Raw genomic sequence first — 25,356 nt, 5'->3', positions numbered from 1 at the left:
ATCTAGTCAACACAAAGGTCAAGCCTATCGGCGCGAACTTGCTCATGGCCCAGTAATGCTTCAATACAACTGGTTGCAAATACGCCCGCAGGTAGCGAAAACTCCAGAATCAGGGTGCTGGCATCCTGCCAGTGGTATTGCAGCGAATCCGGACGCGCACGCAGGGCGCGGCGGGCAGCGTCCACGTCCTGCGCGGCTAATTGTTGTGGCCAATGACGGATATTACCCAAAGTCTCTGACTCCTCGGGCAAGGCATCCAGGGCCTGCTTTTCTACGAGGGCAGCCTGATTTTCAGGAGAGAGCCCTCCCCGGCCCGGCAGGGGTCCACTGGGGTGCACATCCCACTCTGCAGAACGCTGCTGCAAGTTCTCCTGCTCATTAGCCTGGGCCAGAAAAATGCTATGCGAACCATTTAATTGCACAATTTCTCCCGCCAAGAGAACATTCCAATTATTTTGGCGTACCCGTTCGGCCAGCACCTGATTAAAAAGTGCAGAGCGCGCCGCTGACAGCAGCAGGCCACGTTGATGACGATCCATTTTGCGCGCTGTACCGGACAACAGGCGACTGACCTCCTGCAAATTACGGTGGCCAAAGCGTTGCGCTCCAAAATAATTGGGAAAGCCCGTTTTTTGCAAATGCTGCAAACGCGTCTCCCACAAAGCTGGTTCGCCCTGACAATGGCGCAAAACCAGGCGAAAATGATTTCCCTTGAGCACCCCCCTGCGGAGCTTGCGGTCATGGCGGGTCATCTCCAGAAAATGGAGATTTTCACTTTCCAGGCTCAGCCAATCCGGCGTTGTCCCGGCTTGTACCGGCACGGAAAAACTCTGTCGGGTAATGGCGTGCCGATCTTTCATTCCCGCATAACCCACATCACGCACGGGGATGCCGGCAAGTTGTGCCAGTCGTTTGGCTACTTCCTGGGTATTCAGTCCGCGCTTTTCAATGAAAAACCAGTAATGCGACCCCGTACCGGAAGGCGTAAAAGGCAGCATTTCCGTAACCTGAAAATCCTCTTCCGTCGATTTGAGTTCGGCTTCCAGCAGGACATCCACATGCGGATAAATGCGTGGGAATAATTCAGACATGTTGAATCAAGGTCACGGCGTGGGCAGCGATTCCTTCACCCCGACCGGCATAACCCAGCTGCTCAGTCGTCGTCGCCTTGATGTTGACCGCATCCTCAGAAACCTGCAGATCTTCGGCAATGTGCGCGCGCATTTGCGGTATATGGCTCGCGAGTTTGGGTCGCTGACAAACAATAGTGGCATCCACATTCCCGACCGAAAAGCCCTTTTCCTGAATCAAAGCATGACAATGCCGGAGCAAAAGACGGGAATCGGCGCCGGCAAAACGTGCATCCGTGTCGGGAAAATGGCGGCCAATATCTCCCAATGCTGCGGCACCCAGCAAGGCGTCACAAATGGCATGCAGCAAGACGTCCGCATCGGAGTGCCCGGCCAGACCCCGCTCATAGGGAATCTTGACCCCTCCGAGTATCAACAGGCGCTCGGGAACCAGAGCATGCACATCAAAACCATGACCAATACGCAGCTGCATCATTTCTCCTCGTCACGGGCCGCCAGGATGGCTGCGGCCAAAGCCAGATCATCTCCCAGGGTAATCTTGATATTATCCCCATGCCCCTGAATCAGACGCGGACGCCAACCCTGAAGCTCCATCGCCGAAGCTTCATCGGTAATGGGCATTGCGGCACCCTGAGCAGATTGCAGAGCTGCAAGCAATGCTGCCAGGGGGAAAGCCTGAGGTGTTAAAGCCCGCCATAACCCTTCCCGATCCACCGTACCCAGGGAAAGGCCGTCTTTTTCGCGCTTGAGGGTGTCGGCAACCGGAATTCCCAGCAATGCCCCCTGCGGTGATTCTCTCAGACTATCCAGCAAATTGCCCAGGTCTTCGGCGCGCAAACAGGGTCGTGCAGCATCATGTACCAGCACCCAGTCCTTATCGGCAGCACCAGCTTTCCGCAAGGCCTCCAAACCGCGACGCACGGAATCAGCTCGTTGCTTCCCGCCTCTTACAGGGGCCAAAGGCAACGCCAAATCATCGCTCAACAAGTCCCGCCAGACTCCGCTTTCCAGATCCTCACCCGGCAACACCAACTGCACTCCGGATATCCGCTTTTCGTGCAGAAAAATGTTCAGGGTATGCGCAAGAACAGGCTGCCCGCGCAGCAAAACATATTGTTTAGCCTGGGTTCCACCAAAACGTTGGCCCCGCCCTCCGGCTGGAATAATGACCCAGATCCGCTCCATCAATTTTCCTCAACTTATGGATTTCAGACGCAGTATCCGCAGTCTATACAGCAGGCGCAAGCGTTTCAGCTTTTGCAGTTTGGGCACGGGCACCTTACACTAGGCTCCCTGAATTTGCTGATATGATATCCCGGATATTTTGGACTTTCCTCTCGCTTTGGGCCCTGCCCCCCGTGCAGGTAATGCACGCAGTTTCAGCCATGTTTTCGGAGCCGCAGATTGCTGGCTGGCAGCCGAAATGCTCCGCAAATGGAAAAAACCTCTGTTGGTGCTCCTGCCCAATCCCCGTGATCTGGAAGAATGGCAGCGCGAGTGGTCATTTTTTGCGCCGGATCTGGATGCGCCCCTGATTTTCCCGGATCGGGAAATTTTGCCCTATGATCGTCTGGCACCTCCGGCTGATGCGACCGCCACCCGTCTCGCGACATTGGCGGCCTTACCCAATTGGCGTGGGCTGTGTCTGGTCCCTCTGGCGGCCGCTCTACAACGTCTTCCGCCCAGGAGTTTTCTTGATCAACATGCCTTTGTACTGGCGGTGGGAGACAACCTCCAGCCCGAGCGCTTTCGACAACGCCTGATTGATGCGGGCTACCGCAATGTCAGCGAAGTTTCCGAACCCGGAGAGCTCGCCTGGCGCGGCGGCATTATTGACCTGTTTCCCAGTGGTAGCCCGCTGCCCTACCGGATTGAGTTATTTGACACCCAGGTAGAAAGCATCCGGGCATTTGATCCGGAAACCCAGCGGACTCTGGAGAAAGTATCCAGGGTATCCCTGCTGCCTGCACGCGAAATTCCTGTGGATGCGGCAGCGCTGAATGAATTCCGCAGCCAGTTTCGGGCCAAATTCAGTGGTGACCCGCAACGTGCTGAAGTCTATCGAGCGGCAAGTCGCGGACAGGTTCCCCAGGGAGCAGAGCATTACCTGCCTCTGTTTTTCCCGGAAAGCAGCCATCTGCTTAACCATTTTCCTCCGGACGGGATCATTTTCATGCCCCCCGGCCTGGAAAGCGCCAGCCAGCAGATTCGCCAGGACTGGCAGGAACGCCATGAAGAGCGGGCATACGACACCAGTTATCCGATTTTGCCACCAGACGCACTTATTTTGACGCCTTCCGAATGGGAAACAGCACTCCAGAGTCGTGCCCAGGTGCATGGCGAAGCGGAAGGCCCCGGTGAAAGCCTACCCTGCGGACCGCTACCAGCCCTGCAGGGAAACAGCGAAACGCCCCTGTCCGCACTGGAAACTTTTCTGCGTCACCTCCCCCAGCAGGGCCGCGCCCTGATTGCTGCAGAATCTCCGGGCCGTCAGGAAGCGCTGTCTGAGCGCCTGAACAAAGCGGGTTTAAGTGCCACCCGCCTGAAAAACTGGCCGGATTTTCTCCAGTCCACAGAAAAAATCGCTATTACCGTAGCCCCCTTGGAGCGCGGTCTGCTGCTGAAAGAGAAAAATCTGGTCCAGCTTGCACTCATCTCGGAAGCGCAGATTTTCGGTGACCGGGTATTTGCGCAAAGACGAAGTGCGCAGGTCCGCCAACGTCATGTGGAAGGCATGGTTCGCGATCTGGGCGAACTGCAGCCCGGCGATGCGGTCACCCACGAGGAATATGGCATTGGTCGTTTTCAGGGGATGAGTACCCCTTTTGCGGCGCAAGGCGATGTCAACGAATATGTGGTGCTGGAATATGCCCAGGGAGATTTGGTGTATGTCCCGGCAGATCATCTGGATCGCATTGCCCGTTATGTGGGCAATGGAGCAGCAGAACCGGTGCTATCTCGCCTCGGCAGTCAACACTGGGATAAAGCCAAAGCCAGGGCCCGGGAGAAAGCCATTGATGCCGCCAGTGAACTGCTGGACATATACGCGCGGCGGGCAGCTCGCCAGGGCCGTGCTTTTGCGCCACCGGATGAAGCCTATTGGGATTTTATTTCCCGCTTTCCTTTTGAAGAAACGCCCGATCAACAACAAGCCATTGACGCCGTGATTGCCGACATGATCAGCCCGCATCCCATGGATCGACTGGTTTGTGGTGATGTAGGGTTCGGCAAAACCGAAGTGGCGTTGCGGGCAGCCTTTCTGGCCGCCCATGGCGGGGCACAGGTCGTGGTTCTGGTACCTACCACTTTGCTGGCTCAGCAGCACTATGAAAACTTTCAAAACCGCTTTGCCGGGATACCGCTGCGGATTGAGGTCCTGTCCCGTTTTCAGAAGGGCAAAACCCACAAGGAAATCCTGGCTGCCACCCAGGCCGGAGACGTCCGGATTCTGATCGGAACCCATCGCCTGCTCCAGAAAGATGTGGTTTTTAAAGATCTCGGCCTGTTGATTCTGGACGAGGAGCACCGCTTTGGTGTGCGGCAAAAGGAGCAGATCAAGGCCCTGCGTGCCGAAGTGGATATTCTCACCCTGACGGCCACGCCTATTCCCCGCACCCTGAATCTGTCCCTGGCCGGACTGCGGGATTTATCCATCATCGCCACCCCACCCCAGCGTCGGCAACCAGTGCGTACTTTTGTGCAGATCTGGGAAGACGCTGTGGTCGTCGAGGCCTGTCAGCGCGAATTACATCGGGGCGGACAAATTTATTTTCTGCACAATGAAGTACGGGATATCGAACGCATGGCCAGCAACCTCAAGCGTCTGCTTCCCGAAGCCCGGCTCCGGGTCGCCCACGGGCAAATGCCTGAAGGCGAGCTGGAGGCGGTCATGCTAGATTTTTATCATCAACGCTTCGATATTCTGCTCAGCACCACGATTATCGAATCCGGCATCGACAATCCTCACGCCAATACCATACTCATCAATCGCGCTGATAAATTTGGCCTCGCGCAACTCCACCAGCTCCGGGGCCGGGTGGGGCGCTCCCATCAACGGGCTTATGCGTATTTGTTTACCCCGGACCCTCGCGCCATGAGTGATGATGCCCGGCGCCGCCTGGATGCCATTCAGTCCCTGGAAGATCTGGGCGTCGGCTTTGCCCTGGCCAGTCATGATCTGGAAATTCGTGGAGCCGGAGAACTCCTGGGCGAAGAACAAAGCGGGCACATGGATGAAGTGGGTTTCACGCTCTTTATGGAATGGCTCAACGACGCCGTTGCCGCCATCCGTGCGGGCAAGGACCCCCGCAGCCTGGCCGAACAACGCGCCAGCGGACCGGAAATTCATCTGAATACGGCGGCACTGATTCCCGACGATTATCTGCCCGACGTGCACTTGCGTTTGCAACTATACAAGCGCCTCAGCGATGTCCGCAGTGATTCCGCCATTGGTGAAATCATGGTGGAAATGATCGACCGATTCGGGCCATTGCCAGACCCGACCAGAACCTTGCTGTGCCAGACCCAGCTCCGCCTCCTGGCCAGCCAAATCGGCATTGATCAGATTGATGCCGGACCTTCGGGAGCGCGCCTGCAATTCGCCCAGGAAAATCAGGTATCCCCGGAAAAAATCATTGCGCTTATTCAGCGTCCGCACAGTGTCTATCAGCTGGATGGCGGCCAACGCCTCAGAATTCGCCAGGATTTACCCGACGGCGAGGCACGCTGCCAAAAAATCATTCAACTCATTGAACCATTAAGGAGTAATGCATGAGCAGCACGCGCCTTGCCATATTGAGTCCCGCCGGACGTGGCCCCATGACTTTACCCTCCAGTATGGGACAATTTGTTCATAGTACGGAAAGCCATCAGGAACTGTGGGGATGCTGGCTACAAAGCTGGAATTTACCGGTTGCCGTCAGCGAAATTGCGCCGTTTCTGGATGAATTATCGCGGCAGGCCTTGCATCAGCAAAGAGAAGTTTTCTGGTCCCCCATGTCCAGTGTAGACAGCGTCTCCCGTATGGTATTGCGCGGCACGGCGCAGCCCGAGGCGCTGCGCCGTGCATTGACGACCCTGCATCTTCAGAACAGCATGCCTGGCCGCATACTTCATGCCCAGGGCGATAGTCTGGCCATTGCCATTCACGGCCCTCAAGGTCCGGTTCCTGCCGCCAATCGTGCCTTGGCCGACGCTCTGGAAGGCATCCAGCTTGATCTGGCCATAACACCACTCTGGGAAGCTGGTCACTTTAAGCTGTTGTTGACCGACATGGACTCCACCTTGATCAGCATTGAATGTATTGATGAAATGGCGGATCACCTGGGTCTCAAGCGGCAGGTTGCCGCCATTACCGAACGCTCCATGGCGGGTGAACTGGACTTTCAGACCTCCCTGCGCGAGCGGGTGCGCTTGCTCCAGGGCACACCCGCCAGCACTATCGACGCCATCATTCGCGAACGCCTGCAACTGAGTCCAGGCGCCCGGGAACTCATCCAGGCGGCCAAGTCTCAGGGCCTGGAAACCGGTGTAGTTTCCGGTGGATTCACCCAGTTTACCCGCCATCTCCAGGAAATGCTGGATCTGGATTATGCCTTTGCCAATACCCTGGAGATTGTCGATGGTAAAATCACCGGGCAGGTTTTGGGTGATATTGTCGATGCCAACGCCAAGGCCGACCTTCTCGATTTGCTGGCCATCAGTGCCGGAACCGATGCCAGTCACTGCATTGCCATTGGCGATGGCGCCAATGATCTGCCGATGTTACGCAAGGCAGGAGTGGGTATTGCCTATCATGCCAAAGCGGTTGTCCGCGCCCAGGCCGATTTTCAGATTCGCTATGGCGGACTGGATACCGCAGCTCATTTTCTTGGCTGGTCATGTGCTTAGTCCTAAAAACGGCAGTTGCCGTTTTTAGATTAATCCATAGCTTTGCCGCCGGGAGAGATTCAGTAAATTGTTCTTGCATGTTATTTAGACTTATTCTATTATTAATCGCAGTGCAGAACACATCGTGATGCATTGTTTCCACAACCGCACAAGGAGATCGTTATGAAGCTTACCAGTATGGAAGGTAAATCGGTTCCACAAGCCACTTTTCGCACCCGCGTCGACAACCAATGGCGGGATATGAGCAGTGACAGCCTCTTCAAGGACAGAACCGTCGTGGTATTTTCATTGCCCGGTGCTTACACCCCGACCTGTTCTTCCAGCCATCTGCCCCGTTACAACGAATTGGCTCCGACCTTTCGGGAAAACGGTGTGGATGAAATTATCTGCCTTTCAGTGAACGATGCTTTTGTGATGGATGCCTGGGCCAAAGAACTGGGCGTAGAAAATATCCGCCTGATTCCCGATGGGAATGGGGATTTTACCCAAGGTATGGGTATGCTGGTAGACAAAAGCGATTTGGGATTTGGTAAGCGTTCCTGGCGCTACTCCATGCTGGTCAAGGATGGCGTCATTAGCAAAATGTTTATCGAGCCTGACAAACCCGGTGATCCCTTTGAAGTCTCCGACGCGGATACCATGTTGCGTTACATCAATCCCGAGGCCAGGGATCCGGAATTTATCACCGTATTTACGCGTGAAGGTTGTCCGCACTGCGCCCGGGCCAAAGCCCTGTTAAAAGAACGTAATATGGTTTTCGAGGAAATCCACACCGGCATGGGGACGGGCATCAGCTCGCGCAGTATTCGCGCAGTCAGTGGCCGCTCGACGGTACCCCAGGTGTTTATTGGCGGACGCCATATTGGTGGTGCAGATGATCTGGAGAAGTTTTTAGGTAAATAAATTTGTATTAACCTGAATCCAGAAAGCCGGAATAAACGCAGCAAAACAAGGAGAAACCAGCGTGAACCAGGATTATGATTTAATCGTCATTGGCGGCGGCAGTGGCGGTATTGCCACGGCCAACCGGGCAGCCAGCTATGGGGCCAAAACTGCATTGATCGCAGCAGGACCACTGGGAGGCACCTGCGTCAATGTCGGTTGTGTGCCTAAAAAAATCTTCTGGAATGCTGCTCACCTGGCCGAACAAATGCGGATGGCAGAAGACTATGGTTTTGATGCGGTTGCCTCCAGTTTTCATTGGGAACGGCTCAAGGCCAAAAGAGACGCTTATATTGATCGTCTCAATGGCCGCTATGCACAGGGACTGGATGGTAATGGCGTTACCTTGATTCGTGGACATGCGCGTTTTCATGACAAAAACCAGGTGGAAGTAGACAGTAAGATTCTGCGTGCCCCGCACATCCTCATCGCTACTGGTGGCCAACCCACCTGGCCGGATATTCCTGGTGCCGAGCTGGGTATCAGTTCGGACGGTTTTTTTGAGTTGGAAAAGGCTCCACGCTGTGTCGCCATTGTCGGAGCCGGTTATATTGCCGTGGAACTGGCTGGCGTTTTGCATGCTTTGGGCAGTGATGTATCACTGCTCATGCGACGCAAACATTTTCTGAATGATTTCGAGCCGATACTTCGTGAACATCTGATGGATGCCATGCTCCATCAAGGCATCAATTTGCTGGCCCAGCGTCAGGTGCGTGAGCTGGAAAAACGCCCTGATGGTTTATGCCTGCACTTTCAGGATGGAGACTGCCTGGGCGGACTGGATGCCGTCATTTGGGCGATTGGCAGACGCCCAAACAGTGAAGAACTGGAGCTGGAAAATGTCGGCATTAGCCAAGACGCAAACGGATTCATTCCCGTGGATGCTTTCCAGAACACCGCTATTCCCGGCATTTATGCGTTGGGCGACGTGACCAGCGCTCCCGCCCTGACCCCGGTGGCTATTGCTGCCGGGAGAAGACTGGCGGATCGTTTATTCAACCAGCAGTCCGAACGCCACCTGGATGTCACGCTGGTGCCGACGGTAGTCTTCAGCCATCCCCCCATCGCCACGGTAGGCCTCAGCGAAACGGCCGCGCGGGAAACTTACGGAGATGAAGCCGTCAAGGTGTATCAAACCCGTTTTACCCCCATGTTGCGGGCATTTTCCGAAGACCCTGAAAAAACCGCCATGAAACTGGTGACCGTAGGACGGGAAGAAAAAATTGTCGGTTTGCATGCCATTGGCGATGGCGTCGACGAAATGTTGCAGGGTTTTGCAGTAGCTTTACGCATGGGCGCCAGCAAAAAGGATTTTGACGATACCATCGCCATTCATCCCACCAGCTCGGAAGAGTTGGTCACTTTACGCTGAAAGTTAAAAAGGCAGATCTGACTGACGATCTGCCTTTTTTAGTCGATCGTTACTTGCGCCGACTGTGCAAATGTTTAAGTGCTTCCGGGCCTACTGAAACGCCGCAGTCACATTGCGGGCAATCAGCCAGCAGAGGCACCGTACTGGCCAGAATCGCCCGGACTCTTTCCATGCCCTCATGCATGACGGCGTCAATGGCCTCCATGGTGATGGGCTCGCTGGATTTGCCAGCGGCCGGATTGACTACCAACGATAGTGGTGCGTAACAAAGACCGATCTCGCGGGCCAATACCGCTTCCGGTGCCCCAGTCATGCCCACAATATCTCCACCATCTTTTTCGATGCGCCGAATTTCCGCAATGGTTTCAAGACGGGGACCTTGGGTAGCCGCATAGGTAGCCCCATCTATCACCCCCACATCAGAAACCTTTGCCCCCTCTAAAAGACGTTCACGAATACGTCCGCAGTAGGGTTCGGAAAAATCAATATGGACCACCATGCTTTCGCCACCTTCAAAGAAAGTGCCAGGCCTTCCGCTGGTGTAGTCAATCAACTGGTCCGGAACACATATCACCCCGGATTGCATGGCTGCACTGATACCACCCACCGCCGCCACGGCAATCACATGGGTCACTCCCACATGGTGCAAGGCCCAGATATTGGCACGATAATTCACCCGGTGCGGGGGAATGGTATGTCCGTAACCGTGCCGAGCCAGAAAAACCACTTCCTGCCCGCCCAGATCACCAAAAGTCAGGGGGCCGGAAGCCTCACCAAACGGCGTTCTCACCACCCGACGATTACGGATCTGCAGATTATTGAGTCGCGTCAAACCACTTCCACCAATAATGCCGACCACACCCATTTAGTGATCCTCCGGGAGAAAAAAAATTCCCGGGGCATTACGGCCCAGGCCTCGGGCATCCAGACCATAGCCAAACACAAACTGATCTGGAACCTCCAGACCGACGTAATCTACCTGCAGGTCCACAGATCGCGGCCGCATCTTGCGTACCATCACCGCCGTATGCACCGCCACAGCACCTTCTGCCATGCAATAATCCTGAATGGATTTGAGGGTAATACCTTCATCCAGAATATCATCCACCAGGAGCACAACAGCCCCTGAGAGAGACTCCTTGGGACGCGTACGCCATTGCAACTCGCCACCACTGGTTTCTGAACCGTAGCGACTGACCTGTACACAATCCAGCGTCATGGGAAAATGCAAATGCGGCATGAGCTGGCCCACCACGACAATGGCGCCAGTCAACACACAGAGCAGCACCACCGGGCGATGTGGGGTCAGATGTTCAAGATCCTTATTAATGGCAACGGCCATCCTCTGGATGGCCGCTTCCACCTCTTCCGCGCTGAACAGATGTTCAGCGGGCCCCAAATGGGTAGGTGTCATCTTGGCATCAATACGTAAAGGTGACCACGTCGTCGTCCATGGCCTGCTCAATCACATAAGCGCCACCGACCACGTCGGATACTTCAGGAATCAAATCTTCCTTGGTGCAGTCCCACAATTCCAGAGTCGGAGTGCAGACAAAAAACTTTACGCCAGCCTCATGGGCATCCTTGATGAAATCGTAGACACTTTTGGGACTGCCAGGCATCACGAACATTTTTTCCGCCACGCCTTTTTTGGCCAACTCACCGGCACGGGCGGTCAACACCACTTCCACGTCAAAATCCATTGCGGCAGCAACGGTAGCCTGAAAGAACGGCGCGCCCAGTTCCTGGGGGTTGGAAGGATCGGTGTTTACCATAACCATCAACAATTTATCAGCCATCTGTATCTCCTTAAGAATTCGGTCTGCACATCATAGCCGTCCCGACCCACAACCGCACCATGAAATGATTGATTACACCATAAAAAGTCACGTGTCGAACACTGAAATCAGAGGTTCTCTTCTTCTTCCAACAGCACTTCCCGACGGGCACGTGTGCTTCTGGTAAGAATGTCCCGCTCGTCGGCCAGAGCCCGCTTGGCTACCTGGATAGCCTCCAGCAAATCTTCACGTTTGGATTCCATTAAATCTCCGCCGGCATCCATCAATCGAGCAGTTTTTTCCTGGATTTCATCAATCAACACCGCAATGCGTTCTTCCGCCAAAGATTCCAGGTTGTAAAAACGCTCTCTACCCTTGTCCATCGCCTTACGCAATTCCTGACGGGTTTCCGCACCGCTGGCTGGTGCCAGCAATAAGGCGCCTACTGCACCTACCAGAATCCCCACTACAAAACCTTCTGCGTTTCTCATGGTTTTTCTCCTCGCCGTTTCCGGCTTTAACGTTTGCGTGAAAAATAGCGCCAGCCTGTGCGCAAAGCCCGATACCACATACCGAGTTCCTGTACAGGCTGGACCAGGGTTTCGGTGGTTTCCATAATTTCCCGACTGAGGTACTTCATGGTGGAATCCACCCGATTCATTTGCGCCCGCCCCACCTGGGTCATTTTCTTGATATCTACCAAGGCCGACTTCAGCTCAAAAATCAGGGGGCCAACATCCTGTTCAGCACGGGCCAGCAATCTTTCCAAACGCAAAAAAGTCCGAATAAATACGCCCGCAGTCACCGCAATGATCAGCAAAATAATGATCAAGACAACGGCAATAACGGTAATGCCTGCGTTAATACCCATTATTTCTCCCTACGTTTTGCAATTTTCCGGCAACCAGTCTGTGGCTTCCATAAGCCCCGCCGCAACCCGCATATATAGCCATTATAGGCAGCAACAGCGCACCGGGTAAAATAACACCCATCTTATCCACCCCCAGCATGGAAATGCTGCCACAAAATCAGTAACAGCAGAGCAACACCGACACTGCTCAAGACAAAAACCGCTGCCGCCCCACAATCCTTGGCGCGAGCAACCAGGGGATGAAATTCGGGACTGACCAGATCCGCCAGCGACTCTACTGCACTATTCAATAACTCGGTAGCCAACAGCATGGCCATCCACAGCAGGGCCAAGCCCCACCACCATAAAGCGACCTGGGCCCAAAGCAAAAACGCCACGGCCGCCAGCACAGCCCATAATTCTGCGCGAAAGCTGGCTTCTTCCCGTGCGGCAATCCTCAGCCCGCGCAGAGCATAGAGTGCGCGCTGCCAGATGGGTTTATTTTTATTCACCAACCCCCCTGCTCGCGCAAAGACAAGGGTTCACCTTCACCGACAATAAAATGATCCAGCAAACGCAACTCCAGTAACTGCATGGCACTTTCCAGACGCCGGGTCAGCGCAAGATCAGCAGAGCTCGGCTCTGCCACGCCGGAAGGATGGTTATGCGCCACAATCAAGGCGGACGCATTCAACTCCAGCGCGCGCTTCACCACTTCGCGAATATGGACTGTCGCAGCATCTATGGTCCCCAAAAACATTTCTTCGAGCTTCAACACCCGGTGGCGATGATCCAGAAAAATGACAGCGAATATTTCCCGGCCGCGATCGCGCAGACTGGCCGACAAATACTGGCGAACGCGCTGTGGGGAGTCCAGGCAACTACCCCGCTGCCAATCTTCTGCCAGATGCCGTCGCCCCATCTCCAATACCGCCTGCAGTAAAGCATATTTCGCATCACCCATACCATGATGCGCACAAAACTGATCCCGGGTAGCCGTCAGCAAGGCCCGTAACCCACCAAAAATTTGCAACAATTCCCGGGATACATCCACTGCACTTTTACCTTTCACACCAACCCGCAGAAAAATCGCCAAAAGCTCGGCATCAGACAAACTTTGCGCGCCTTTCTGTAATAATCTTTCTCGCGGCCGTTCGTCCACCGGCCAATCAGTAATAGCCATTTGCTCCCTCCTTCCCTTAAACTGGGAATATCATGATAGAAACCCTATTCAACACGACCGAGCCCCTGGCTGGCAAACGAATTCTGCTGGGAATTTGTGGCAGCATTGCGGCCTATAAAAGTCCGGAAATAGTCCGCCATTTGCTGCGCCTGGGCGCCGAAGTACGCGTAGTCATGACCCAAAGTGCCAGGCAGTTTGTTACACCCATCACTTTACAGGCCCTGAGTGGTCAGCCGGTACGCCAGGATTTATTTGCCGCTGAGGAAGAAGCTGCAATGGATCATATTCGCCTGGCGCGCTGGACGGATGCCATTATTGTGGCGCCGGTGACGGCAAATAGTCTTGCCTGTTTTTCCCTGGGCCTTGCCGACGATCTACTCAGTACCCTGCTGCTGGTCACGCGCGCACCCGTTTTTCTTGCTCCGGCCATGAACGCCAGCATGTGGTCACATCCTGCCACCCAGGGACATGTCCGGCGTCTGCTTGAATTTGGTGCCCAATTTCTGGGCCCTGATGCCGGAGTTTTGGCTTGTGGCGAAGAGGGTGCGGGACGCATGTTGGAACCAGAGCAGATAGTTGGCCAACTGCGCCTGGCTCTGGCCAGCAAAACGCTTTCTGGAAAGCAAATACTGGTTACTGCAGGCCCCACTTGGGAAAGCCTGGATCCAGCCCGGGGACTGACCAACCGGGCAAGCGGCAAACAGGGATTTGCTCTGGCTCAGGCTTGTGCTGAAGCCGGTGCGCAGGTAAGACTCATCAGCGGTCCCAGTCATGAAGCAACGCCGCCAGGGGTTGTGCGCGAAGATGTCACCTCGGCTCAGGAGATGCTCGAGGCCTGCCTGCATAGTCTGGAAATACCCACGGATTTATTGATTGCCAATGCCGCAGTTGCGGACCATCGACCCACTCTGCAAAGCCCGCATAAAACGCCCAAATCAGCAGTTCCTGAGCAGATTGCGTTAACGCAGAATCCAGATATCGTGACCAGCATCCATCTTCACCCCCAACGCCCACGGGTCATTGTTGCCTTTGCCGCAGAAACCCGGGATCACTTGGATTCAGCACGCGCCAAGGCAAGCCGCAAGGGGGCCGATACCATTATTGTCAACGATATCAGCAGGAGCACGACTGGAATGGGCAGTGAAATCAATGCCTGCACCCTACTTCACGATAAAATGCAAATAGAAATTCCAGCTTGCCGTAAAATTGATATGGCAAGAATACTCATCCGCCACATCAGCAAAATCCACTTCGCCAGCGAGGTTAATCATTCCCGTGACTAATTTGCAAATTCGCATCCTCGACCCACGCCTTGGTAAACAATGGCCTTTACCCCATTATGCCAGCGCTGACGCCGCTGGAATGGATTTACGCGTCTGCCTGGATAAGCCCTTGCATCTGTTGGCAAACACTGTGGAGTTAGTATCAGCTGGCTTTGCCATGCACATCGGTGATCCCGGAATCACCGCACTCCTGTTACCCCGCTCCGGGCTCGGACATAAGGGACTGGTATTGGGTAATCTAACCGGTCTCATTGATGCGGATTACCAGGGACCCATAAAAATGTCACTATGGAACCGCAGTCAAGATAAAATTGTCATTGAACCGGGAGAACGGGTAGCGCAGATGGTTCTGGTACCCGTTATTCGCCCCGAAATTCTGGTGGTGGATGAGTTTGCTGCCACAGAGAGGGGTAGTGCCGGATTTGGCAGTACCGGACAGCAATAATTCAGTGATTTATTTTTTCGGCATATAAACAGCGCAATACCCATGGGGACTAATTTTGCCCGACACTACCTTGCACGCCCCATCTTCGTTGGGTTTGGCTCCAGGGATAAAAAATTTGCAATTACTGCACATTTCCTTGCCGTTGGGGTGGGTAACATACTGCACTGAGGCCTGACTGGCCTTACTGGTTGCGGCCTCTGCAATATTGGACAGCACTGCCGGTGCCACTGCGGCCGCCAAAACCACCTTACCACTCGACCGGAACCATTCACGACGGGTCAACTTCTTCATACACTTCTCCTATTAGCATGGGTACCGAAGAATAAGCACAACGATACCAAACTACTATAGTACATAGTCATGTTGAATGTGTAGATAGAAACCTAAAAAAAGCACAAAAAAAACGGCCCAGATTTTCATCATGGACCGATTTGTGCTTCAAAAGCCCTTGTACAGAGATATCAGGCAGTAGCAACCTGACGGTCGACCAACTCGACAATAGCCAAAGGGGCATTGTCACCAGCACGAAAGCCATATTTCACAATACGCAAATAACCACCGGGACGCGCAGCATAATGTGGGCCGAGATCATCGAAAAGTTTAACCACGGCCTGCCGATCACGCAAGCGCGCAAAAGCCAGACGACGCTTGGCAACCGTGGCATCCTTCGCCAAGGTTATCATCGGTTCGGCAAAGCGACGCAGCTCTTTGGCCTTTGGAAGCGTCGTAACAATACGCTCATGGTGAAACAAGGACACCATCATGTTGGCAAACATGGCCTGCCGATGGCTGCTATTTCTATTTAGTTGCTTACCACTTTTGCGATGACGCATAACCCATTCCCTCTACCAAATTCTGAACATTAGCCGTTAACATCAACGTCTGCGCCGCGCCCGGAAATGGGCGGCAGGTTCTCCGGCGGCCAGTTTTCAACACGCATACCCAGACTGAGGCCATGGGCCACCAGCACTTCCTTGATTTCAGTGAGTGATTTTTTGCCGAGATTAGGAGCTTTCAATAGTTCCTGTTCGGATTTTTGAACCAGATCACCAATGTAAAAAATATCTTCTGCTTTGAGACAATTGGCAGAACGAACTGTCAGCTCCAGATCATCCACGGGACGTATCAGCAAGGGCATCAGATCCTGGCCGTTTTGTACCTGAGAAGCTTCAGGCTCCTGCTGGTTTTCAGCGCCAGCCAAAACGCCCAACTGACTACGCAGAATCCGTGAGGCCTCCTGAACGGCCCAAACCGGATCAACAACGCCGTTGGTTTCCACATCCAGTACCAAGCGATCCAAATCGGTACGCTGTTCTACACGCGCACTTTCGACCTGGTAACTGACTTTCAAAACCGGACTGAAACTGGCATCCAGCGCCATCACGCCAATACGTTTCTCATGATTCTGACGCCGGGTAGCTGCAGCATCATAGCCGCGACCATCGTCAATCCGCAGATGCATGACCAGTTCGACATCTCGAGTCAAAGTAGCTATGACCTGATCAGGATTGGCCACTTCAATACCATGCTCAGAAACAATATCTGCACCGGTCATCAAACCCGGGCCACGCTTGCGCAAGGTAACCATCACATCACTGTGTCCCTGGGAGCGGACCGCAAGCATTTTCAGATTGAGGAGAATATCCACGACATCTTCCTGCACCCCTTCGATGCTTGAATATTCGTGCAGAACACCCTCAATCTCCACCTCGGTCACTGCCGCTCCCTTCAGCGAAGAAAGCAGAATACGCCTCAAACCACTGCCCAAGGTGTGACCAAAGCCACGTTCCAGAGGGCCCAAAGACAGGCGCGCACGACGTACGGAAATTTCTTCAACTTCTACGCCCTGCGGACGTAACAAATCACCAACATCAGTCATAAGCGTTCCTCAACCCCCGGTCTTACTTAGAGTACAACTCCACGACGACCTGTTCGTTCAAATCCGGTGCGATATCTTCACGCGCCGGTACGGCCTTAATTGTTGCACTGAGTGTGGCAGCATCCATGCTCACCCATTCAGGAAACCCGCGACCACCGGCTGCTTCTACCGCAGCTACAATCCGTACATGTTGACGGGCAGATTCAGCCACACTCACCATATCGCCGGCGCGGACCTGATAGGATGGAATATCAACGCGGCGGCCATTGACCAGAACATGGCCATGGCGAACGACCTGACGGGCCTCCGCACGCGAAGATCCAAATCCAAGCCGGTACGCAACATTGTCCAGACGCAGTTCTAGAAGACGCAGCAGGGTCTCACCGGTTACACCCCGAGTCTGACTGGCCCGCTCGAAATAACGTCGGAACTGACCTTCGAGAACACCATAAATGCGCCGAATTTTCTGCTTTTCACGCAGCTGACCGCCGTATTCGCTCACTCTGCCACGACGCTGACCATGTTGACCTGGTGCATAGGCACGAATGCTCACAGGACATTTGTCCGAAAAGCATTTCTCACCTTTCAGAAAGAGCTTGCCGCCTTCACGACGGCACAAACGACAACTGGGACCCGTATATTTAGCCACTAACTACCTCCACCTAAAAATTAAACACGCCGCTTTTTAGGCGGACGGCAGCCGTTATGGGGAATCGGCGTGACGTCGCGAATACTCGCAATGCGAAAGCCGATGGAATGCAGCGCACGAACAGTACTTTCCCGACCGGGCCCAGGACCGCGCACTTCTACATCCAGATTTTTGACACCATATTCCTGCGCTTTTTTTCCCGCGTTTTCCGCTGCCACCTGAGCGGCAAAAGGGGTGCTTTTGCGCGACCCACGGAAACCGGAGCCACCAGAACTGGCCCAAGTCAGGACATTTCCCTGACGGTCACTGATGGTGATGATGGTGTTATTAAATGACGCATATATATGCGCTACTCCATCAAGTACGTTTTTCTTTACTTTCTTCCGCACACGGGAGTTTGTCTGAGTTTTCGCCATTACTGGAATCTTCCTAGTTAACGAGTGATCGATTTGGCAGGACCCTTACGTGTCCGTGCGTTCGTCTTGGTACGCTGGCCGTGAACAGGAAGTCCACGACGATGCCGAATACCGCGATAGCAACCAAGATCCATCAATCGTTTGATGTTCATGGTTACCTCACGACGGAGATCACCTTCCACCAGAAATTTGGCGACCTCAGCCCGAATGCGTTCCAGCTCGGGTTCGCTGATGTCCTTGACGCGCATATCAAACGCAATATCAGCTGCAGATAAAATACTCTGCGAACGAGTTCTGCCGATACCATAAATATACGTCAAAGCAATTTCTATTTGCTTGTTGTTTGGAATATTAACACCAGCGATGCGGGCCATCCGCAATTCCTCCAAAAGACTAAGTGGGTCAATCCCACAGACTGATAAATTTAGTCGCCTTAACCTTGACGTTGTTTGTGACGGGGTTCCACGCAAATGACCCGCACCACACCGTTACGACGGACTATCTTGCAATTACGACAGAGCTTTTTTACCGACGCCCGAACTTTCATTACAACCCCCTATTTGGCACGATATATAATGCGACCCTTGGTTAAATCATAGGGCGTCATTTCTACGGTCACCTTATCTCCTGGCAGAATACGGATATAATGCATACGCATTTTGCCGGATATATGTGCATTCACTACATACCCATTTTCGAGACGCACTTTAAAAGTTGCACTCGGCAGGTTTTCAATCACTTCGCCCTGCATCTCCAGAGTATCTTCTTTAGACATCTAATCTTTTTCCCTCACCGCTTCCACGATTCTGGCAAACACTTCATCCGCCTCACCATGACCATCAATCTGATGGTAGGCTGGCCGATCGTGATAATAAGCGATCAAAGGAGCTGTTTCCGCCTGATAAACCGCCAGACGTTTTCTGATCACATCCGGCTGGTCATCTTCACGCTGGACCAGACTGCCCCCACACTGATCACATACTGCAGTGACCAATGAAGGATGATAGCGTTCGTGATAAATCGCGCCACAACCAGAACAGACACGCCGTCCTGAAAGCCGCACAACAATTTCCTCATCATCCAGTGCAATATGCAGTACAGCAGAGATGACCCCACCGCTATCCTGCAATAGTTGGTCTAATGCATGCGCTTGATACACGGTGCGCGGGAAGCCGTCGAATATCACCCCAGCAACCGCATCTTCCAACGTCAAGCGCTCTGCAACAATACCAACGATAATGTCGTCGCTGACCAGTGCTCCGGAATCCATCACTGCAGCAGCACGACGTCCTATATCACTACCAGACTGAACAGAGGCGCGGAGCATATCACCGGTAGAGACATGAGGCAAGCCTAAATATTGAGCCAGGCGCTGAGCCTGTGTACCCTTACCCGCTCCTGGAGCACCCAGAAATATGAGGTGTCTGGCCAAACTCATCGTCCACTCAGGGGATTCTTACGAATCAACCCTTCATATTGATGCGTAAGCAGATGACTTTGAATCTGACCCATAAGATCCATCATCACCACAACCACAATCAGCAAACTGGTGCCTCCTAAATAAAAGGGCACGTTGTACTGAACAATGAGAAATTCAGGCAACAAGCAGACCAGTGTCAGGTAAATGGCTCCCCAAAGGGTTAGACGCGTTAAAATCCTGTCCATGTAACGGGCAGTATGTTCCCCTGGTCTGATCCCTGGAACAAACGCACCGGATTTTTTGAGGTTATCAGCCGTGTCTCTCGGATTAAAGACCATTGCCGTATAAAAGAAGGCAAAAAATACAATGGCCGTAGTAAATACGACGACATATAGCGCAGAACCCGGACTCAAGGCCTGGCCGAAGCGCGCCAACCATTCCATACCTGGGACATTGGCAAACCACCCCGAAAGCGTAGCTGGCAACAATAATATGCTGGTCGCAAAAATCGGTGGAATAACGCCACTCATATTGACCTTGAGGGGCATGTGCGTGCTTTGTCCACCATAAATTTTACGTCCAACCTGACGCTTGGCGTACTGAATAGGAACACGTCTTTGGGCGCTTTCCATAAAGACCACAAAAGCGGTAACCAGAAGAGCCAGAACAAATAGTGCCACCACAAACAGCGGCTGGAACTGCCCGGTTTGCATCAACTCAAAGGTTGTCCCGATAGCATCAGGTAGCCCCGCGACAATCCCCGCGAAAATGATCAGCGATATGCCATTGCCAATACCTCGCTCGGTGATTTGTTCACCAATCCACATGAGAAAAACCGTACCGCAGGCCAGAGAGATCGTCGTGGTAAACAAAAACAAAGGACCAGGATCAATTACAACAGGAATATGACCTGCGTGCATTTTTTCAATGGCAACAGCAATACCCAGCCCTTGCATGAGGGCGAGACCGACCGTGGCATAACGCGTGTATTCGGTGATTTTTCTACGGCCTGACTCGCCTTCTTTTTTTAGTTCTTCCAGCTTGGGGAAAACAGAACCCGCCAGTTGGAAAATAATGGAAGCGCTGATATAGGGCATGATCCCCAATGCAAAAACTGTCAAGCGCGACAGAGCACCGCCGGAGAACATGTTGAACATGCCGAGAATTGTTCCGCGCTGCTCATTGAAAAAAGAAGCCATAGCAGCCGGGTCAATGCCCGGAACCGGAATATGCGCACCAATACGAAAAACCAGCAAAGCACCCAGCAAAAATAAAATGCGGTTACGTAATTCATTGATCTTACCAGCGCCCTTTGCAGCACCCGCAATGTTACGCAACCCGGCCATTATTCTTCGACCTTTCCGCCAGCACTTTCAATCGCAGCCTTGGCTCCCGCACTGACTCGCAATCCACGCACGGTAAGCGCTTGGCTCAATTCACCCGTCATAATAACCTTAACGACATCCGGACTGCCCCGAACAATGCGCCGCAACAGCAGCCCTTCCATGTCCACCACACCATCAATCGCTGCATTTTCCAGCTGGGACAAGGTTACCTCGCAAGTACGGGCACCAAAGGTATTCCGAAATCCTCTTTTAGGAATACGACGTTGCAAGGGCATCTGACCGCCCTCAAAACCGACTTTGTGGTAACCACCTGACCGCGCATGCTGCCCCTTGTGACCACGACCTGCGGTTTTACCGAGGCCACTTCCAATGCCGCGTCCGACACGACGACGATCTTTCTTGGCACCCTCTGCAGGCGCTATTGTATTTAATTTCATGACAACTCTTCCCAGCGCAATAGGTAAGGCACTTTATTGACCATGCCACGAATTTCTGGCGTATCAGGACGTTCAACAGTATGGTTGGTGCGGTGCAAACCAAGACCGACCACAACACGGCGATGTTTCTCGGTCACCCCAATTAAACTTTTGACCAGAGTAATGCGTAACTGTTTACTCATCATGACCTCCATCACCACGAATTTCCTTCAGGCTTTTGCCACGCTTCATGGCGATGGCCTGGGGGCTGGAAAGCTTGTTGAATGCATCAAAAGTTGCACGCACAACATTGATAGGATTATTGGAACCCAGCGACTTAGCCACCACGTTGCGCAAGCCTACTGCTTCACAGACAGCACGCATGGCACCACCAGCAATAACACCACTACCTTCTGGAGCAGGACGCAACATGACACGAGCAGCACCATGACGACCTTCTACCGGGTAGGGAATTGTGCCACCACGCATCAATGGGATTTGCGTCATCCAACGACGAGCCTGGTCTGTGGCTTTCTGGATTCCCGCAGGAACCTCCTTGGCTTTACCACGACCAAACCCAACCTTGCCATCACCATCGCCGACAACCATCAGTGCTGCAAAACCAAATTGCCGACCGCCCTTGACCACCTTAGATACACGATTGATATGAATCAGCTTTTCCTGCATGCCATCGCTGGGCTGAGCATCACGATTTTCCCTTGCCATTTTTCAGATCTCCGTCAGAACGACAACCCGCCCTCGCGGGCGGCGTCGGCCAGGGCTCGCACCCGACCATGATAACGATAACCGCTTCGGTCAAAGGCTACTTCCTTCACACCAGCAGCCAATGCTTTTGCGGCAACCCGCTGACCGATGGTCACTGCCGCAGCCAGATCGGCACCTCGGGGCATGGTCGCACGCAACTCACCTTCCACGCTGGATGCCTGGACAATGACGACCCCCTTTGAATCATCAATGACCTGTGCATAGATGTGCTTTCCGGAACGAAAGACGCAAAGTCTTGGTTTGGCCTGAGATGCAATTCGGGCACGGGTTTTACGTGCACGACGGAGTCTGGATGTATTTTTATTCATGATTACCTGCCTCAACCATTATTTCTTCTTGGCTTCTTTACGACGGACATTTTCACCTGCATAACGTACACCTTTACCTTTGTACGGTTCAGGAGGACGATACGCACGAATGTCTGCGGCAATTTGCCCGATTTTCTGCTTATCAATACCCTTGATCACGATTTCTGTCTGGGTGGGCGTTTCAATCGTAATGTCGTCAGGTACTGGATAATCTACAGGATGTGAAAATCCAAGACTCAAGCTTAGAGTTTTGCCTTTTGCTTGCGCACGATAACCCACACCGATAATTTCAAGTTTCTGCTCAAAACCTACCGAGACGCCATGCACCATGTTGTTTAACAGGGCACGCATTGTACCGGCAAAAGCATTTTGCCCATCAGTCCAGGCTAAGGTAGCGACTCCATCGTCCACCTGCAGCGTCACACTGGAGTGAAATGGAGTGGACATCTGACCTTTGGGACCTTTTACATGCAAATACTTATCAGCCACATGAACTTCCACACCTTTAGGAAGAGTAACAGGCTGTTTCCCTACTCGAGACATACTGAATCTCCCTTAAGAGACTACGCAGAGTACTTCACCACCAATCCCGGCAGTACGTGCCGCACGATCAGTCATGATTCCCTGCGAAGTTGAAATGATGGCAATGCCAAATCCATCCCGAACCTTGGGAAGATCATCAGCACCCCGATAAATACGCACACCCGGTCGACTTATACGACGGATTTCGGCAATAACCCCGGCTCCAGCATAATACTTAAGAGTCAGGTTCAGAACCGGATGACCATCCTGTGTTTCTTCCCGGAAATCGGTAATATAACCTTCTTCAACCAGAACGCGAGCAATGGCGCGTTTCAGTTTTGAAGCAGGCATTAAGACTTTCGCTTTATTTACTTGTTGCGCATTTCTAATGCGCGTAAGCATATCAGCAATAGGATCCGTTACGCTCATCGTGTTTCCTCACCAGCTCGCTTTGACAATACCGGGAATTGAACCCGCCGAGGCATGCTTACGCAGGCACAAACGACACAGACCAAATTTCCGATAGTAACCACGTGAACGTCCGCACAATTTGCAACGGTGGTACGCACGCACCTTAAACTTTGGGGTCCTTTCGGACTTTGCAATCAATGATTTTTTTGCCACGCGTCAAACTCCCTTCAAGGCCGGAAGGGCATCTTGAAGGCTTTTAACAGCCCAAGGCCCTCTTCATCATTCTTGGCGGTGGTAGTGAACACCACGTCCAACCCGCGCAAACGATCAATTTTATCATATTCAATTTCAGGGAATATGATTTGTTCTTTCACACCCAAGGTGTAGTTACCACGGCCATCAAAAGATTTTGGTGACAGACCACGGAAATCGCGAATGCGGGGAATAGCTACTGTTACCAGGCGATCGAGAAACTCATACATGACCAGACCTCGCAAAGTCACCATGCAACCAATTGGATAACCATCCCGAATTTTAAAAGCAGCAACCGATTTACGGGCACGGGTAACTACCGGCTTCTGACCCGCAATTTTAGTCATGTCACCAACGGCGGCTTCAAGAATCTTCTTGTCACCAACTGCTTCGCCCACACCCATATTCAAGGTGATTTTGAGAATTTTGGGTACTTCCATCACGCTTTGATAACCGAAATCCTGCATCAGCTTGGGGGCGATGGCGCTTTTGTACAAAGTATGTAAACGTGCTTCCATTTTATATTTTACCCTTAACGGCCGCTGATAACTTCGCCGCTGCTCTTGAAAACCCGAACCTTACGTTCGCCTTCCTGCGTTTTATAACCAACTCTGTCTGCAGTTCCCGCAGCAGCATTGAAAATAGCCACATTGGAAATATGAAGTGGCGCTTCTTTTTCGACAATGCCACCAGGCTTGCCCATACGATCAGGACGAACGTGACGCTTGATCATGTTCACCTTCTCCACCAGCACCCGTGATTCGCTACGAAGAACTTTCAGCACCTTACCGCGCTTACCTTTGTCCTTACCGGCCAGAATCACGACTTCATCATCCTTACGCAACTTCAACATGGTCATCCCCTACAGCACTTCTGGCGCTAACGAAATTATTTTCATGAAATTAGCCCCGCGCAATTCACGGGTTACCGGTCCAAAAATACGCGTACCAATAGGCTGTAACTGATTGTTAAGCAGCACCGCTGCATTGGTATCAAAGCGAATCAAGGAACCATCCTCACGACGAACGCCTTTGCGAGTACGGACGACCAGGGCATTGTAAACATCGCCCTTTTTGACCTTACCACGAGGCACTGCGTCCTTGATGCTGACCTTGATAACATCGCCAATGTCCGCATAACGCCTGTGCGAGCCGCCGAGAACCTTGATGCACATCACTTCCCGCGCACCACTGTTGTCCGCGACGCTTAATCTAGTCTGCATCTGAATCATGCGTTATCTCCTTCGACAACACCCTGGCTGAGCACATTCACCAGGCGCCAGCTTTTGGTTTTAGACAAAGGCCGACATTCTTCAATTTTTACCGTGTCACCAATGTGGCAGGCATTATCAGCGTCGTGCGCATGAAACTTTTTGGAACGACGAATATACTTTTTGTAAAGCGGATGCTGGATACGTCTTTCGACCAGAACAACAATAGTTTTATCCATACGGTCGCTAACAACAGTGCCAACGAGACTACGGGGATTTTTTACTTCACTCATCACTGCACTCCCTTCTTGGCACTAATCGCTGTACGCACACGGGCAATATCTCTGCGCACTGTACGCAAACGGGTGGTCTTGGCGAGCTGACCAGTAGCATGCTGCATGCGTAACTTGAACTGCTCTTCCAGCAATTGCATGAGTTCAGTCTGGCAGCCGGCCAGATCCAGTTTTTGTATTTCTTGCGCTTTCATCCCATCACCCGCCGACTTACAAATACGGTCTGCACTGGAAGTTTGGCCGCACCCAAAGCGAAAGCTTCACGGGCCACTTCCTCACTGACACCTTCCATTTCATAAAGAACTTTACCAGGCTGGATCAGCGCCACCCAATACTCAGGGTTACCTTTACCTTTACCCATCCGGACTTCTGCCGGCTTTTTACTGATGGGCTTGTCAGGGAAAATACGGATCCAGATCCGACCGCCACGTTTTACATGACGACTAATGGCACGCCGTGCGGCTTCCAACTGACGCGCAGTAATTCTGCCCCGGCCAATGGCTTTAAGGCCAAATTCGCCAAAGCTTACCTTACTCCCACGCGTCGCTATGCCGCGATTGCGTCCCTTGTGTTGTTTACGAAATTTCGTACGTTTAGGCTGCAGCATCTGAAGCT

At 52.8% G+C, this 25,356-nt stretch carries 39 protein-coding genes; 6 read left to right on the top strand and 33 right to left on the bottom strand.

Going from position 1 to position 25,356, the window contains the following annotated elements:
• Positions 1-2: 2 nt before the first annotated feature.
• Genes truD through ispD form a run of 3 tightly spaced genes read right to left on the bottom strand, consistent with a single transcriptional unit; the run spans position 3 to position 2,276 of the window.
• A complete protein-coding gene (gene truD, locus GCD22_RS02230; RefSeq protein ID WP_031573721.1) occupies positions 3-1,091 on the bottom strand; it encodes a tRNA pseudouridine(13) synthase TruD in 1,089 nt (362 codons plus the stop codon).
• Positions 1,084-1,566 (bottom strand): 2-C-methyl-D-erythritol 2,4-cyclodiphosphate synthase, encoded by a 483-nt coding sequence (ispF, locus tag GCD22_RS02225; protein WP_031573719.1) that lies wholly within the window; start codon positions 1,564-1,566, stop codon positions 1,084-1,086. Before ispF ends, truD begins: the two co-directional genes overlap by 8 nt.
• Positions 1,563-2,276, bottom strand: a complete 714-nt coding sequence (ispD, locus tag GCD22_RS02220) for a 2-C-methyl-D-erythritol 4-phosphate cytidylyltransferase (RefSeq protein ID WP_031573717.1) — start codon at positions 2,274-2,276, stop codon at positions 1,563-1,565. Before ispD ends, ispF begins: the two co-directional genes overlap by 4 nt.
• Before the next feature lie 139 nt (positions 2,277-2,415).
• Between ispD and mfd the strand changes: the two genes are divergently transcribed.
• From mfd to gorA, 4 genes are all read left to right on the top strand, one after another.
• A complete protein-coding gene (mfd, locus tag GCD22_RS02215; protein WP_031573715.1) occupies positions 2,416-5,865 on the top strand; it encodes a transcription-repair coupling factor in 3,450 nt (1,149 codons plus the stop codon).
• On the top strand, positions 5,862-6,980 hold the full coding sequence (gene serB / locus GCD22_RS02210) for a phosphoserine phosphatase SerB (RefSeq protein WP_031573714.1): 1,119 nt from the start codon (positions 5,862-5,864) through the stop codon (positions 6,978-6,980). Before mfd ends, serB begins: the two co-directional genes overlap by 4 nt.
• Before the next feature lie 162 nt (positions 6,981-7,142).
• On the top strand, positions 7,143-7,883 hold the full coding sequence (locus GCD22_RS02205; protein ID WP_024894025.1) for a glutathione peroxidase: 741 nt from the start codon (positions 7,143-7,145) through the stop codon (positions 7,881-7,883).
• A 61-nt stretch (positions 7,884-7,944) separates the two neighbouring features.
• Positions 7,945-9,294 (top strand): glutathione-disulfide reductase, encoded by a 1,350-nt coding sequence (gene gorA / locus GCD22_RS02200; protein ID WP_031573712.1) that lies wholly within the window; start codon positions 7,945-7,947, stop codon positions 9,292-9,294.
• A gap of 49 nt (positions 9,295-9,343) precedes the next feature.
• On the opposite strand, the gene GCD22_RS02195 is transcribed toward gorA, so the two are convergent.
• The 7 genes from GCD22_RS02195 to radC all read right to left on the bottom strand — a co-directional run bounded on the left by GCD22_RS02195 (position 9,344) and on the right by radC (position 13,105).
• Complete coding sequence (locus GCD22_RS02195) at positions 9,344-10,159, bottom strand: S-methyl-5'-thioinosine phosphorylase (protein ID WP_024894023.1); 816 nt, start codon at positions 10,157-10,159, stop codon at positions 9,344-9,346.
• The gene (locus GCD22_RS02190; RefSeq protein WP_024894022.1) at positions 10,160-10,708 is read right to left on the bottom strand and encodes a hypoxanthine-guanine phosphoribosyltransferase; all 549 of its coding nucleotides are present in this window, start codon (positions 10,706-10,708) and stop codon (positions 10,160-10,162) included.
• Positions 10,709-10,715: 7 nt separating this feature from the next.
• Complete coding sequence (locus tag GCD22_RS02185; RefSeq protein ID WP_010641460.1) at positions 10,716-11,093, bottom strand: DsrE family protein; 378 nt, start codon at positions 11,091-11,093, stop codon at positions 10,716-10,718.
• Between the two features lie 107 nt (positions 11,094-11,200).
• Positions 11,201-11,563: a YtxH domain-containing protein gene (locus tag GCD22_RS02180; RefSeq protein WP_024894021.1), complete on the bottom strand. Its 363-nt coding sequence runs from the start codon at positions 11,561-11,563 to the stop codon at positions 11,201-11,203.
• 26 nt (positions 11,564-11,589) lie between these two features.
• A complete protein-coding gene (locus GCD22_RS02175; RefSeq protein ID WP_031573709.1) occupies positions 11,590-11,943 on the bottom strand; it encodes a hypothetical protein in 354 nt (117 codons plus the stop codon).
• A gap of 122 nt (positions 11,944-12,065) precedes the next feature.
• Complete coding sequence (locus GCD22_RS02170) at positions 12,066-12,434, bottom strand: diacylglycerol kinase (RefSeq protein ID WP_010641454.1); 369 nt, start codon at positions 12,432-12,434, stop codon at positions 12,066-12,068.
• Positions 12,431-13,105: a RadC family protein gene (gene radC / locus GCD22_RS02165; protein ID WP_010641452.1), complete on the bottom strand. Its 675-nt coding sequence runs from the start codon at positions 13,103-13,105 to the stop codon at positions 12,431-12,433. The genes GCD22_RS02170 and radC overlap by 4 nt, the downstream gene beginning before the upstream one ends.
• A gap of 32 nt (positions 13,106-13,137) precedes the next feature.
• On the opposite strand from radC, the gene coaBC reads away from it, so the two are divergent.
• Together coaBC and dut are read left to right on the top strand one after the other, a co-directional pair.
• Complete coding sequence (gene coaBC / locus GCD22_RS02160; protein ID WP_031573706.1) at positions 13,138-14,388, top strand: bifunctional phosphopantothenoylcysteine decarboxylase/phosphopantothenate--cysteine ligase CoaBC; 1,251 nt, start codon at positions 13,138-13,140, stop codon at positions 14,386-14,388.
• Positions 14,381-14,833: a dUTP diphosphatase gene (gene dut, locus GCD22_RS02155; RefSeq protein WP_031573703.1), complete on the top strand. Its 453-nt coding sequence runs from the start codon at positions 14,381-14,383 to the stop codon at positions 14,831-14,833. The genes coaBC and dut overlap by 8 nt, the downstream gene beginning before the upstream one ends.
• Before the next feature lie 9 nt (positions 14,834-14,842).
• Here the strand turns inward: dut and GCD22_RS02150 are convergent, their stop codons facing one another.
• From GCD22_RS02150 to rplP, 23 genes are all read right to left on the bottom strand, one after another.
• Positions 14,843-15,124, bottom strand: a complete 282-nt coding sequence (locus tag GCD22_RS02150) for a high-potential iron-sulfur protein (protein WP_024894017.1) — start codon at positions 15,122-15,124, stop codon at positions 14,843-14,845.
• A gap of 170 nt (positions 15,125-15,294) precedes the next feature.
• Positions 15,295-15,666 carry a 50S ribosomal protein L17 gene (gene rplQ, locus GCD22_RS02145; protein WP_031573699.1) on the bottom strand — a complete coding sequence of 124 codons (372 nt, stop codon included), beginning with the start codon at positions 15,664-15,666 and terminating at the stop codon, positions 15,295-15,297.
• 29 nt (positions 15,667-15,695) lie between these two features.
• A complete protein-coding gene (locus GCD22_RS02140; protein WP_010641442.1) occupies positions 15,696-16,712 on the bottom strand; it encodes a DNA-directed RNA polymerase subunit alpha in 1,017 nt (338 codons plus the stop codon).
• 22 nt (positions 16,713-16,734) lie between these two features.
• Positions 16,735-17,361 (bottom strand): 30S ribosomal protein S4, encoded by a 627-nt coding sequence (gene rpsD / locus GCD22_RS02135; RefSeq protein WP_031573696.1) that lies wholly within the window; start codon positions 17,359-17,361, stop codon positions 16,735-16,737.
• A gap of 20 nt (positions 17,362-17,381) precedes the next feature.
• Positions 17,382-17,777: a 30S ribosomal protein S11 gene (rpsK, locus tag GCD22_RS02130; RefSeq protein ID WP_010639656.1), complete on the bottom strand. Its 396-nt coding sequence runs from the start codon at positions 17,775-17,777 to the stop codon at positions 17,382-17,384.
• A gap of 17 nt (positions 17,778-17,794) precedes the next feature.
• Complete coding sequence (rpsM, locus tag GCD22_RS02125; protein WP_010639657.1) at positions 17,795-18,151, bottom strand: 30S ribosomal protein S13; 357 nt, start codon at positions 18,149-18,151, stop codon at positions 17,795-17,797.
• 59 nt (positions 18,152-18,210) lie between these two features.
• Entirely contained in the window at positions 18,211-18,324 is a 114-nt protein-coding gene (rpmJ, locus tag GCD22_RS02120; protein WP_009568281.1) for a 50S ribosomal protein L36, read from the bottom strand.
• 9 nt (positions 18,325-18,333) lie between these two features.
• On the bottom strand, positions 18,334-18,552 hold the full coding sequence (gene infA, locus GCD22_RS02115) for a translation initiation factor IF-1 (RefSeq protein WP_010639668.1): 219 nt from the start codon (positions 18,550-18,552) through the stop codon (positions 18,334-18,336).
• Complete coding sequence (locus tag GCD22_RS02110) at positions 18,553-19,215, bottom strand: adenylate kinase (RefSeq protein ID WP_031573694.1); 663 nt, start codon at positions 19,213-19,215, stop codon at positions 18,553-18,555.
• Positions 19,212-20,543, bottom strand: coding sequence for a preprotein translocase subunit SecY (gene secY, locus GCD22_RS02105; RefSeq protein WP_010639671.1), 1,332 nt, complete (start codon positions 20,541-20,543; stop codon positions 19,212-19,214). The genes GCD22_RS02110 and secY overlap by 4 nt, the downstream gene beginning before the upstream one ends.
• Positions 20,543-20,980: a 50S ribosomal protein L15 gene (rplO, locus tag GCD22_RS02100; RefSeq protein WP_031573691.1), complete on the bottom strand. Its 438-nt coding sequence runs from the start codon at positions 20,978-20,980 to the stop codon at positions 20,543-20,545. The genes secY and rplO overlap by 1 nt, the downstream gene beginning before the upstream one ends.
• On the bottom strand, positions 20,977-21,162 hold the full coding sequence (gene rpmD / locus GCD22_RS02095; protein ID WP_077273615.1) for a 50S ribosomal protein L30: 186 nt from the start codon (positions 21,160-21,162) through the stop codon (positions 20,977-20,979). The genes rplO and rpmD overlap by 4 nt, the downstream gene beginning before the upstream one ends.
• Entirely contained in the window at positions 21,155-21,685 is a 531-nt protein-coding gene (rpsE, locus tag GCD22_RS02090) for a 30S ribosomal protein S5 (RefSeq protein WP_010639676.1), read from the bottom strand. Before rpsE ends, rpmD begins: the two co-directional genes overlap by 8 nt.
• Positions 21,686-21,699: 14 nt before the next feature.
• Positions 21,700-22,053, bottom strand: coding sequence for a 50S ribosomal protein L18 (gene rplR, locus GCD22_RS02085; RefSeq protein ID WP_153940364.1), 354 nt, complete (start codon positions 22,051-22,053; stop codon positions 21,700-21,702).
• A gap of 18 nt (positions 22,054-22,071) precedes the next feature.
• Positions 22,072-22,596 (bottom strand): 50S ribosomal protein L6, encoded by a 525-nt coding sequence (rplF, locus tag GCD22_RS02080; protein ID WP_031573684.1) that lies wholly within the window; start codon positions 22,594-22,596, stop codon positions 22,072-22,074.
• A gap of 12 nt (positions 22,597-22,608) precedes the next feature.
• The gene (gene rpsH, locus GCD22_RS02075; RefSeq protein ID WP_031573681.1) at positions 22,609-23,004 is read right to left on the bottom strand and encodes a 30S ribosomal protein S8; all 396 of its coding nucleotides are present in this window, start codon (positions 23,002-23,004) and stop codon (positions 22,609-22,611) included.
• A 9-nt stretch (positions 23,005-23,013) separates the two neighbouring features.
• Positions 23,014-23,199 (bottom strand): type Z 30S ribosomal protein S14, encoded by a 186-nt coding sequence (locus GCD22_RS02070; protein ID WP_010639684.1) that lies wholly within the window; start codon positions 23,197-23,199, stop codon positions 23,014-23,016.
• Between the two features lie 14 nt (positions 23,200-23,213).
• Positions 23,214-23,756 carry a 50S ribosomal protein L5 gene (rplE, locus tag GCD22_RS02065; protein WP_010639686.1) on the bottom strand — a complete coding sequence of 181 codons (543 nt, stop codon included), beginning with the start codon at positions 23,754-23,756 and terminating at the stop codon, positions 23,214-23,216.
• A 14-nt stretch (positions 23,757-23,770) separates the two neighbouring features.
• Entirely contained in the window at positions 23,771-24,091 is a 321-nt protein-coding gene (gene rplX, locus GCD22_RS02060) for a 50S ribosomal protein L24 (RefSeq protein ID WP_031573678.1), read from the bottom strand.
• Between the two features lie 9 nt (positions 24,092-24,100).
• Positions 24,101-24,469, bottom strand: coding sequence for a 50S ribosomal protein L14 (rplN, locus tag GCD22_RS02055; RefSeq protein ID WP_010639690.1), 369 nt, complete (start codon positions 24,467-24,469; stop codon positions 24,101-24,103).
• A complete protein-coding gene (gene rpsQ / locus GCD22_RS02050; protein ID WP_010639691.1) occupies positions 24,466-24,741 on the bottom strand; it encodes a 30S ribosomal protein S17 in 276 nt (91 codons plus the stop codon). The genes rplN and rpsQ overlap by 4 nt, the downstream gene beginning before the upstream one ends.
• Complete coding sequence (rpmC, locus tag GCD22_RS02045; protein ID WP_031573675.1) at positions 24,741-24,935, bottom strand: 50S ribosomal protein L29; 195 nt, start codon at positions 24,933-24,935, stop codon at positions 24,741-24,743. Before rpmC ends, rpsQ begins: the two co-directional genes overlap by 1 nt.
• Complete coding sequence (gene rplP / locus GCD22_RS02040; protein WP_010639694.1) at positions 24,932-25,348, bottom strand: 50S ribosomal protein L16; 417 nt, start codon at positions 25,346-25,348, stop codon at positions 24,932-24,934. The genes rpmC and rplP overlap by 4 nt, the downstream gene beginning before the upstream one ends.
• Positions 25,349-25,356 lie beyond the last annotated feature (8 nt).

It is taken from the genome of Acidithiobacillus thiooxidans ATCC 19377 (genome assembly GCF_009662475.1).
Lineage (GTDB): Bacteria > Pseudomonadota > Gammaproteobacteria > Acidithiobacillales > Acidithiobacillaceae > Acidithiobacillus > Acidithiobacillus thiooxidans.
The sequence above is the reverse complement of the archived record's forward strand: the minus strand, read 5'-3'. Positions and strand labels throughout refer to the sequence as shown.

Coding starts and splice junctions, on each gene's coding strand:
- truD (WP_031573721.1), bottom strand. CDS start 1,091: ATGTCTGAATTATTCCCACGCATTTATCCGCATGTGGATGTCCTGCTG.
- ispF (WP_031573719.1), bottom strand. CDS start 1,566: ATGATGCAGCTGCGTATTGGTCATGGTTTTGATGTGCATGCTCTGGTT.
- ispD (WP_031573717.1), bottom strand. CDS start 2,276: ATGGAGCGGATCTGGGTCATTATTCCAGCCGGAGGGCGGGGCCAACGT.
- serB (WP_031573714.1), top strand. CDS start 5,862: ATGAGCAGCACGCGCCTTGCCATATTGAGTCCCGCCGGACGTGGCCCC.
- GCD22_RS02205 (WP_024894025.1), top strand. CDS start 7,143: ATGAAGCTTACCAGTATGGAAGGTAAATCGGTTCCACAAGCCACTTTT.
- GCD22_RS02195 (WP_024894023.1), bottom strand. CDS start 10,159: ATGGGTGTGGTCGGCATTATTGGTGGAAGTGGTTTGACGCGACTCAAT.
- GCD22_RS02190 (WP_024894022.1), bottom strand. CDS start 10,708: ATGACACCTACCCATTTGGGGCCCGCTGAACATCTGTTCAGCGCGGAA.
- GCD22_RS02185 (WP_010641460.1), bottom strand. CDS start 11,093: ATGGCTGATAAATTGTTGATGGTTATGGTAAACACCGATCCTTCCAAC.
- GCD22_RS02180 (WP_024894021.1), bottom strand. CDS start 11,563: ATGAGAAACGCAGAAGGTTTTGTAGTGGGGATTCTGGTAGGTGCAGTA.
- GCD22_RS02175 (WP_031573709.1), bottom strand. CDS start 11,943: ATGGGTATTAACGCAGGCATTACCGTTATTGCCGTTGTCTTGATCATT.
- radC (WP_010641452.1), bottom strand. CDS start 13,105: ATGGCTATTACTGATTGGCCGGTGGACGAACGGCCGCGAGAAAGATTA.
- coaBC (WP_031573706.1), top strand. CDS start 13,138: ATGATAGAAACCCTATTCAACACGACCGAGCCCCTGGCTGGCAAACGA.
- GCD22_RS02150 (WP_024894017.1), bottom strand. CDS start 15,124: ATGAAGAAGTTGACCCGTCGTGAATGGTTCCGGTCGAGTGGTAAGGTG.
- rplQ (WP_031573699.1), bottom strand. CDS start 15,666: ATGCGTCATCGCAAAAGTGGTAAGCAACTAAATAGAAATAGCAGCCAT.
- GCD22_RS02140 (WP_010641442.1), bottom strand. CDS start 16,712: ATGACTGATGTTGGTGATTTGTTACGTCCGCAGGGCGTAGAAGTTGAA.
- rpsK (WP_010639656.1), bottom strand. CDS start 17,777: ATGGCGAAAACTCAGACAAACTCCCGTGTGCGGAAGAAAGTAAAGAAA.
- rpsM (WP_010639657.1), bottom strand. CDS start 18,151: ATGGCCCGCATCGCTGGTGTTAATATTCCAAACAACAAGCAAATAGAA.
- rpmJ (WP_009568281.1), bottom strand. CDS start 18,324: ATGAAAGTTCGGGCGTCGGTAAAAAAGCTCTGTCGTAATTGCAAGATA.
- infA (WP_010639668.1), bottom strand. CDS start 18,552: ATGTCTAAAGAAGATACTCTGGAGATGCAGGGCGAAGTGATTGAAAAC.
- GCD22_RS02110 (WP_031573694.1), bottom strand. CDS start 19,215: ATGAGTTTGGCCAGACACCTCATATTTCTGGGTGCTCCAGGAGCGGGT.
- secY (WP_010639671.1), bottom strand. CDS start 20,543: ATGGCCGGGTTGCGTAACATTGCGGGTGCTGCAAAGGGCGCTGGTAAG.
- rplO (WP_031573691.1), bottom strand. CDS start 20,980: ATGAAATTAAATACAATAGCGCCTGCAGAGGGTGCCAAGAAAGATCGT.
- rpmD (WP_077273615.1), bottom strand. CDS start 21,162: ATGAGTAAACAGTTACGCATTACTCTGGTCAAAAGTTTAATTGGGGTG.
- rpsE (WP_010639676.1), bottom strand. CDS start 21,685: ATGGCAAGGGAAAATCGTGATGCTCAGCCCAGCGATGGCATGCAGGAA.
- rplR (WP_153940364.1), bottom strand. CDS start 22,053: ATGAATAAAAATACATCCAGACTCCGTCGTGCACGTAAAACCCGTGCC.
- rplF (WP_031573684.1), bottom strand. CDS start 22,596: ATGTCTCGAGTAGGGAAACAGCCTGTTACTCTTCCTAAAGGTGTGGAA.
- rpsH (WP_031573681.1), bottom strand. CDS start 23,004: ATGAGCGTAACGGATCCTATTGCTGATATGCTTACGCGCATTAGAAAT.
- rplE (WP_010639686.1), bottom strand. CDS start 23,756: ATGGAAGCACGTTTACATACTTTGTACAAAAGCGCCATCGCCCCCAAG.
- rplX (WP_031573678.1), bottom strand. CDS start 24,091: ATGTTGAAGTTGCGTAAGGATGATGAAGTCGTGATTCTGGCCGGTAAG.
- rplN (WP_010639690.1), bottom strand. CDS start 24,469: ATGATTCAGATGCAGACTAGATTAAGCGTCGCGGACAACAGTGGTGCG.
- rpsQ (WP_010639691.1), bottom strand. CDS start 24,741: ATGAGTGAAGTAAAAAATCCCCGTAGTCTCGTTGGCACTGTTGTTAGC.
- rpmC (WP_031573675.1), bottom strand. CDS start 24,935: ATGAAAGCGCAAGAAATACAAAAACTGGATCTGGCCGGCTGCCAGACT.
- rplP (WP_010639694.1), bottom strand. CDS start 25,348: ATGCTGCAGCCTAAACGTACGAAATTTCGTAAACAACACAAGGGACGC.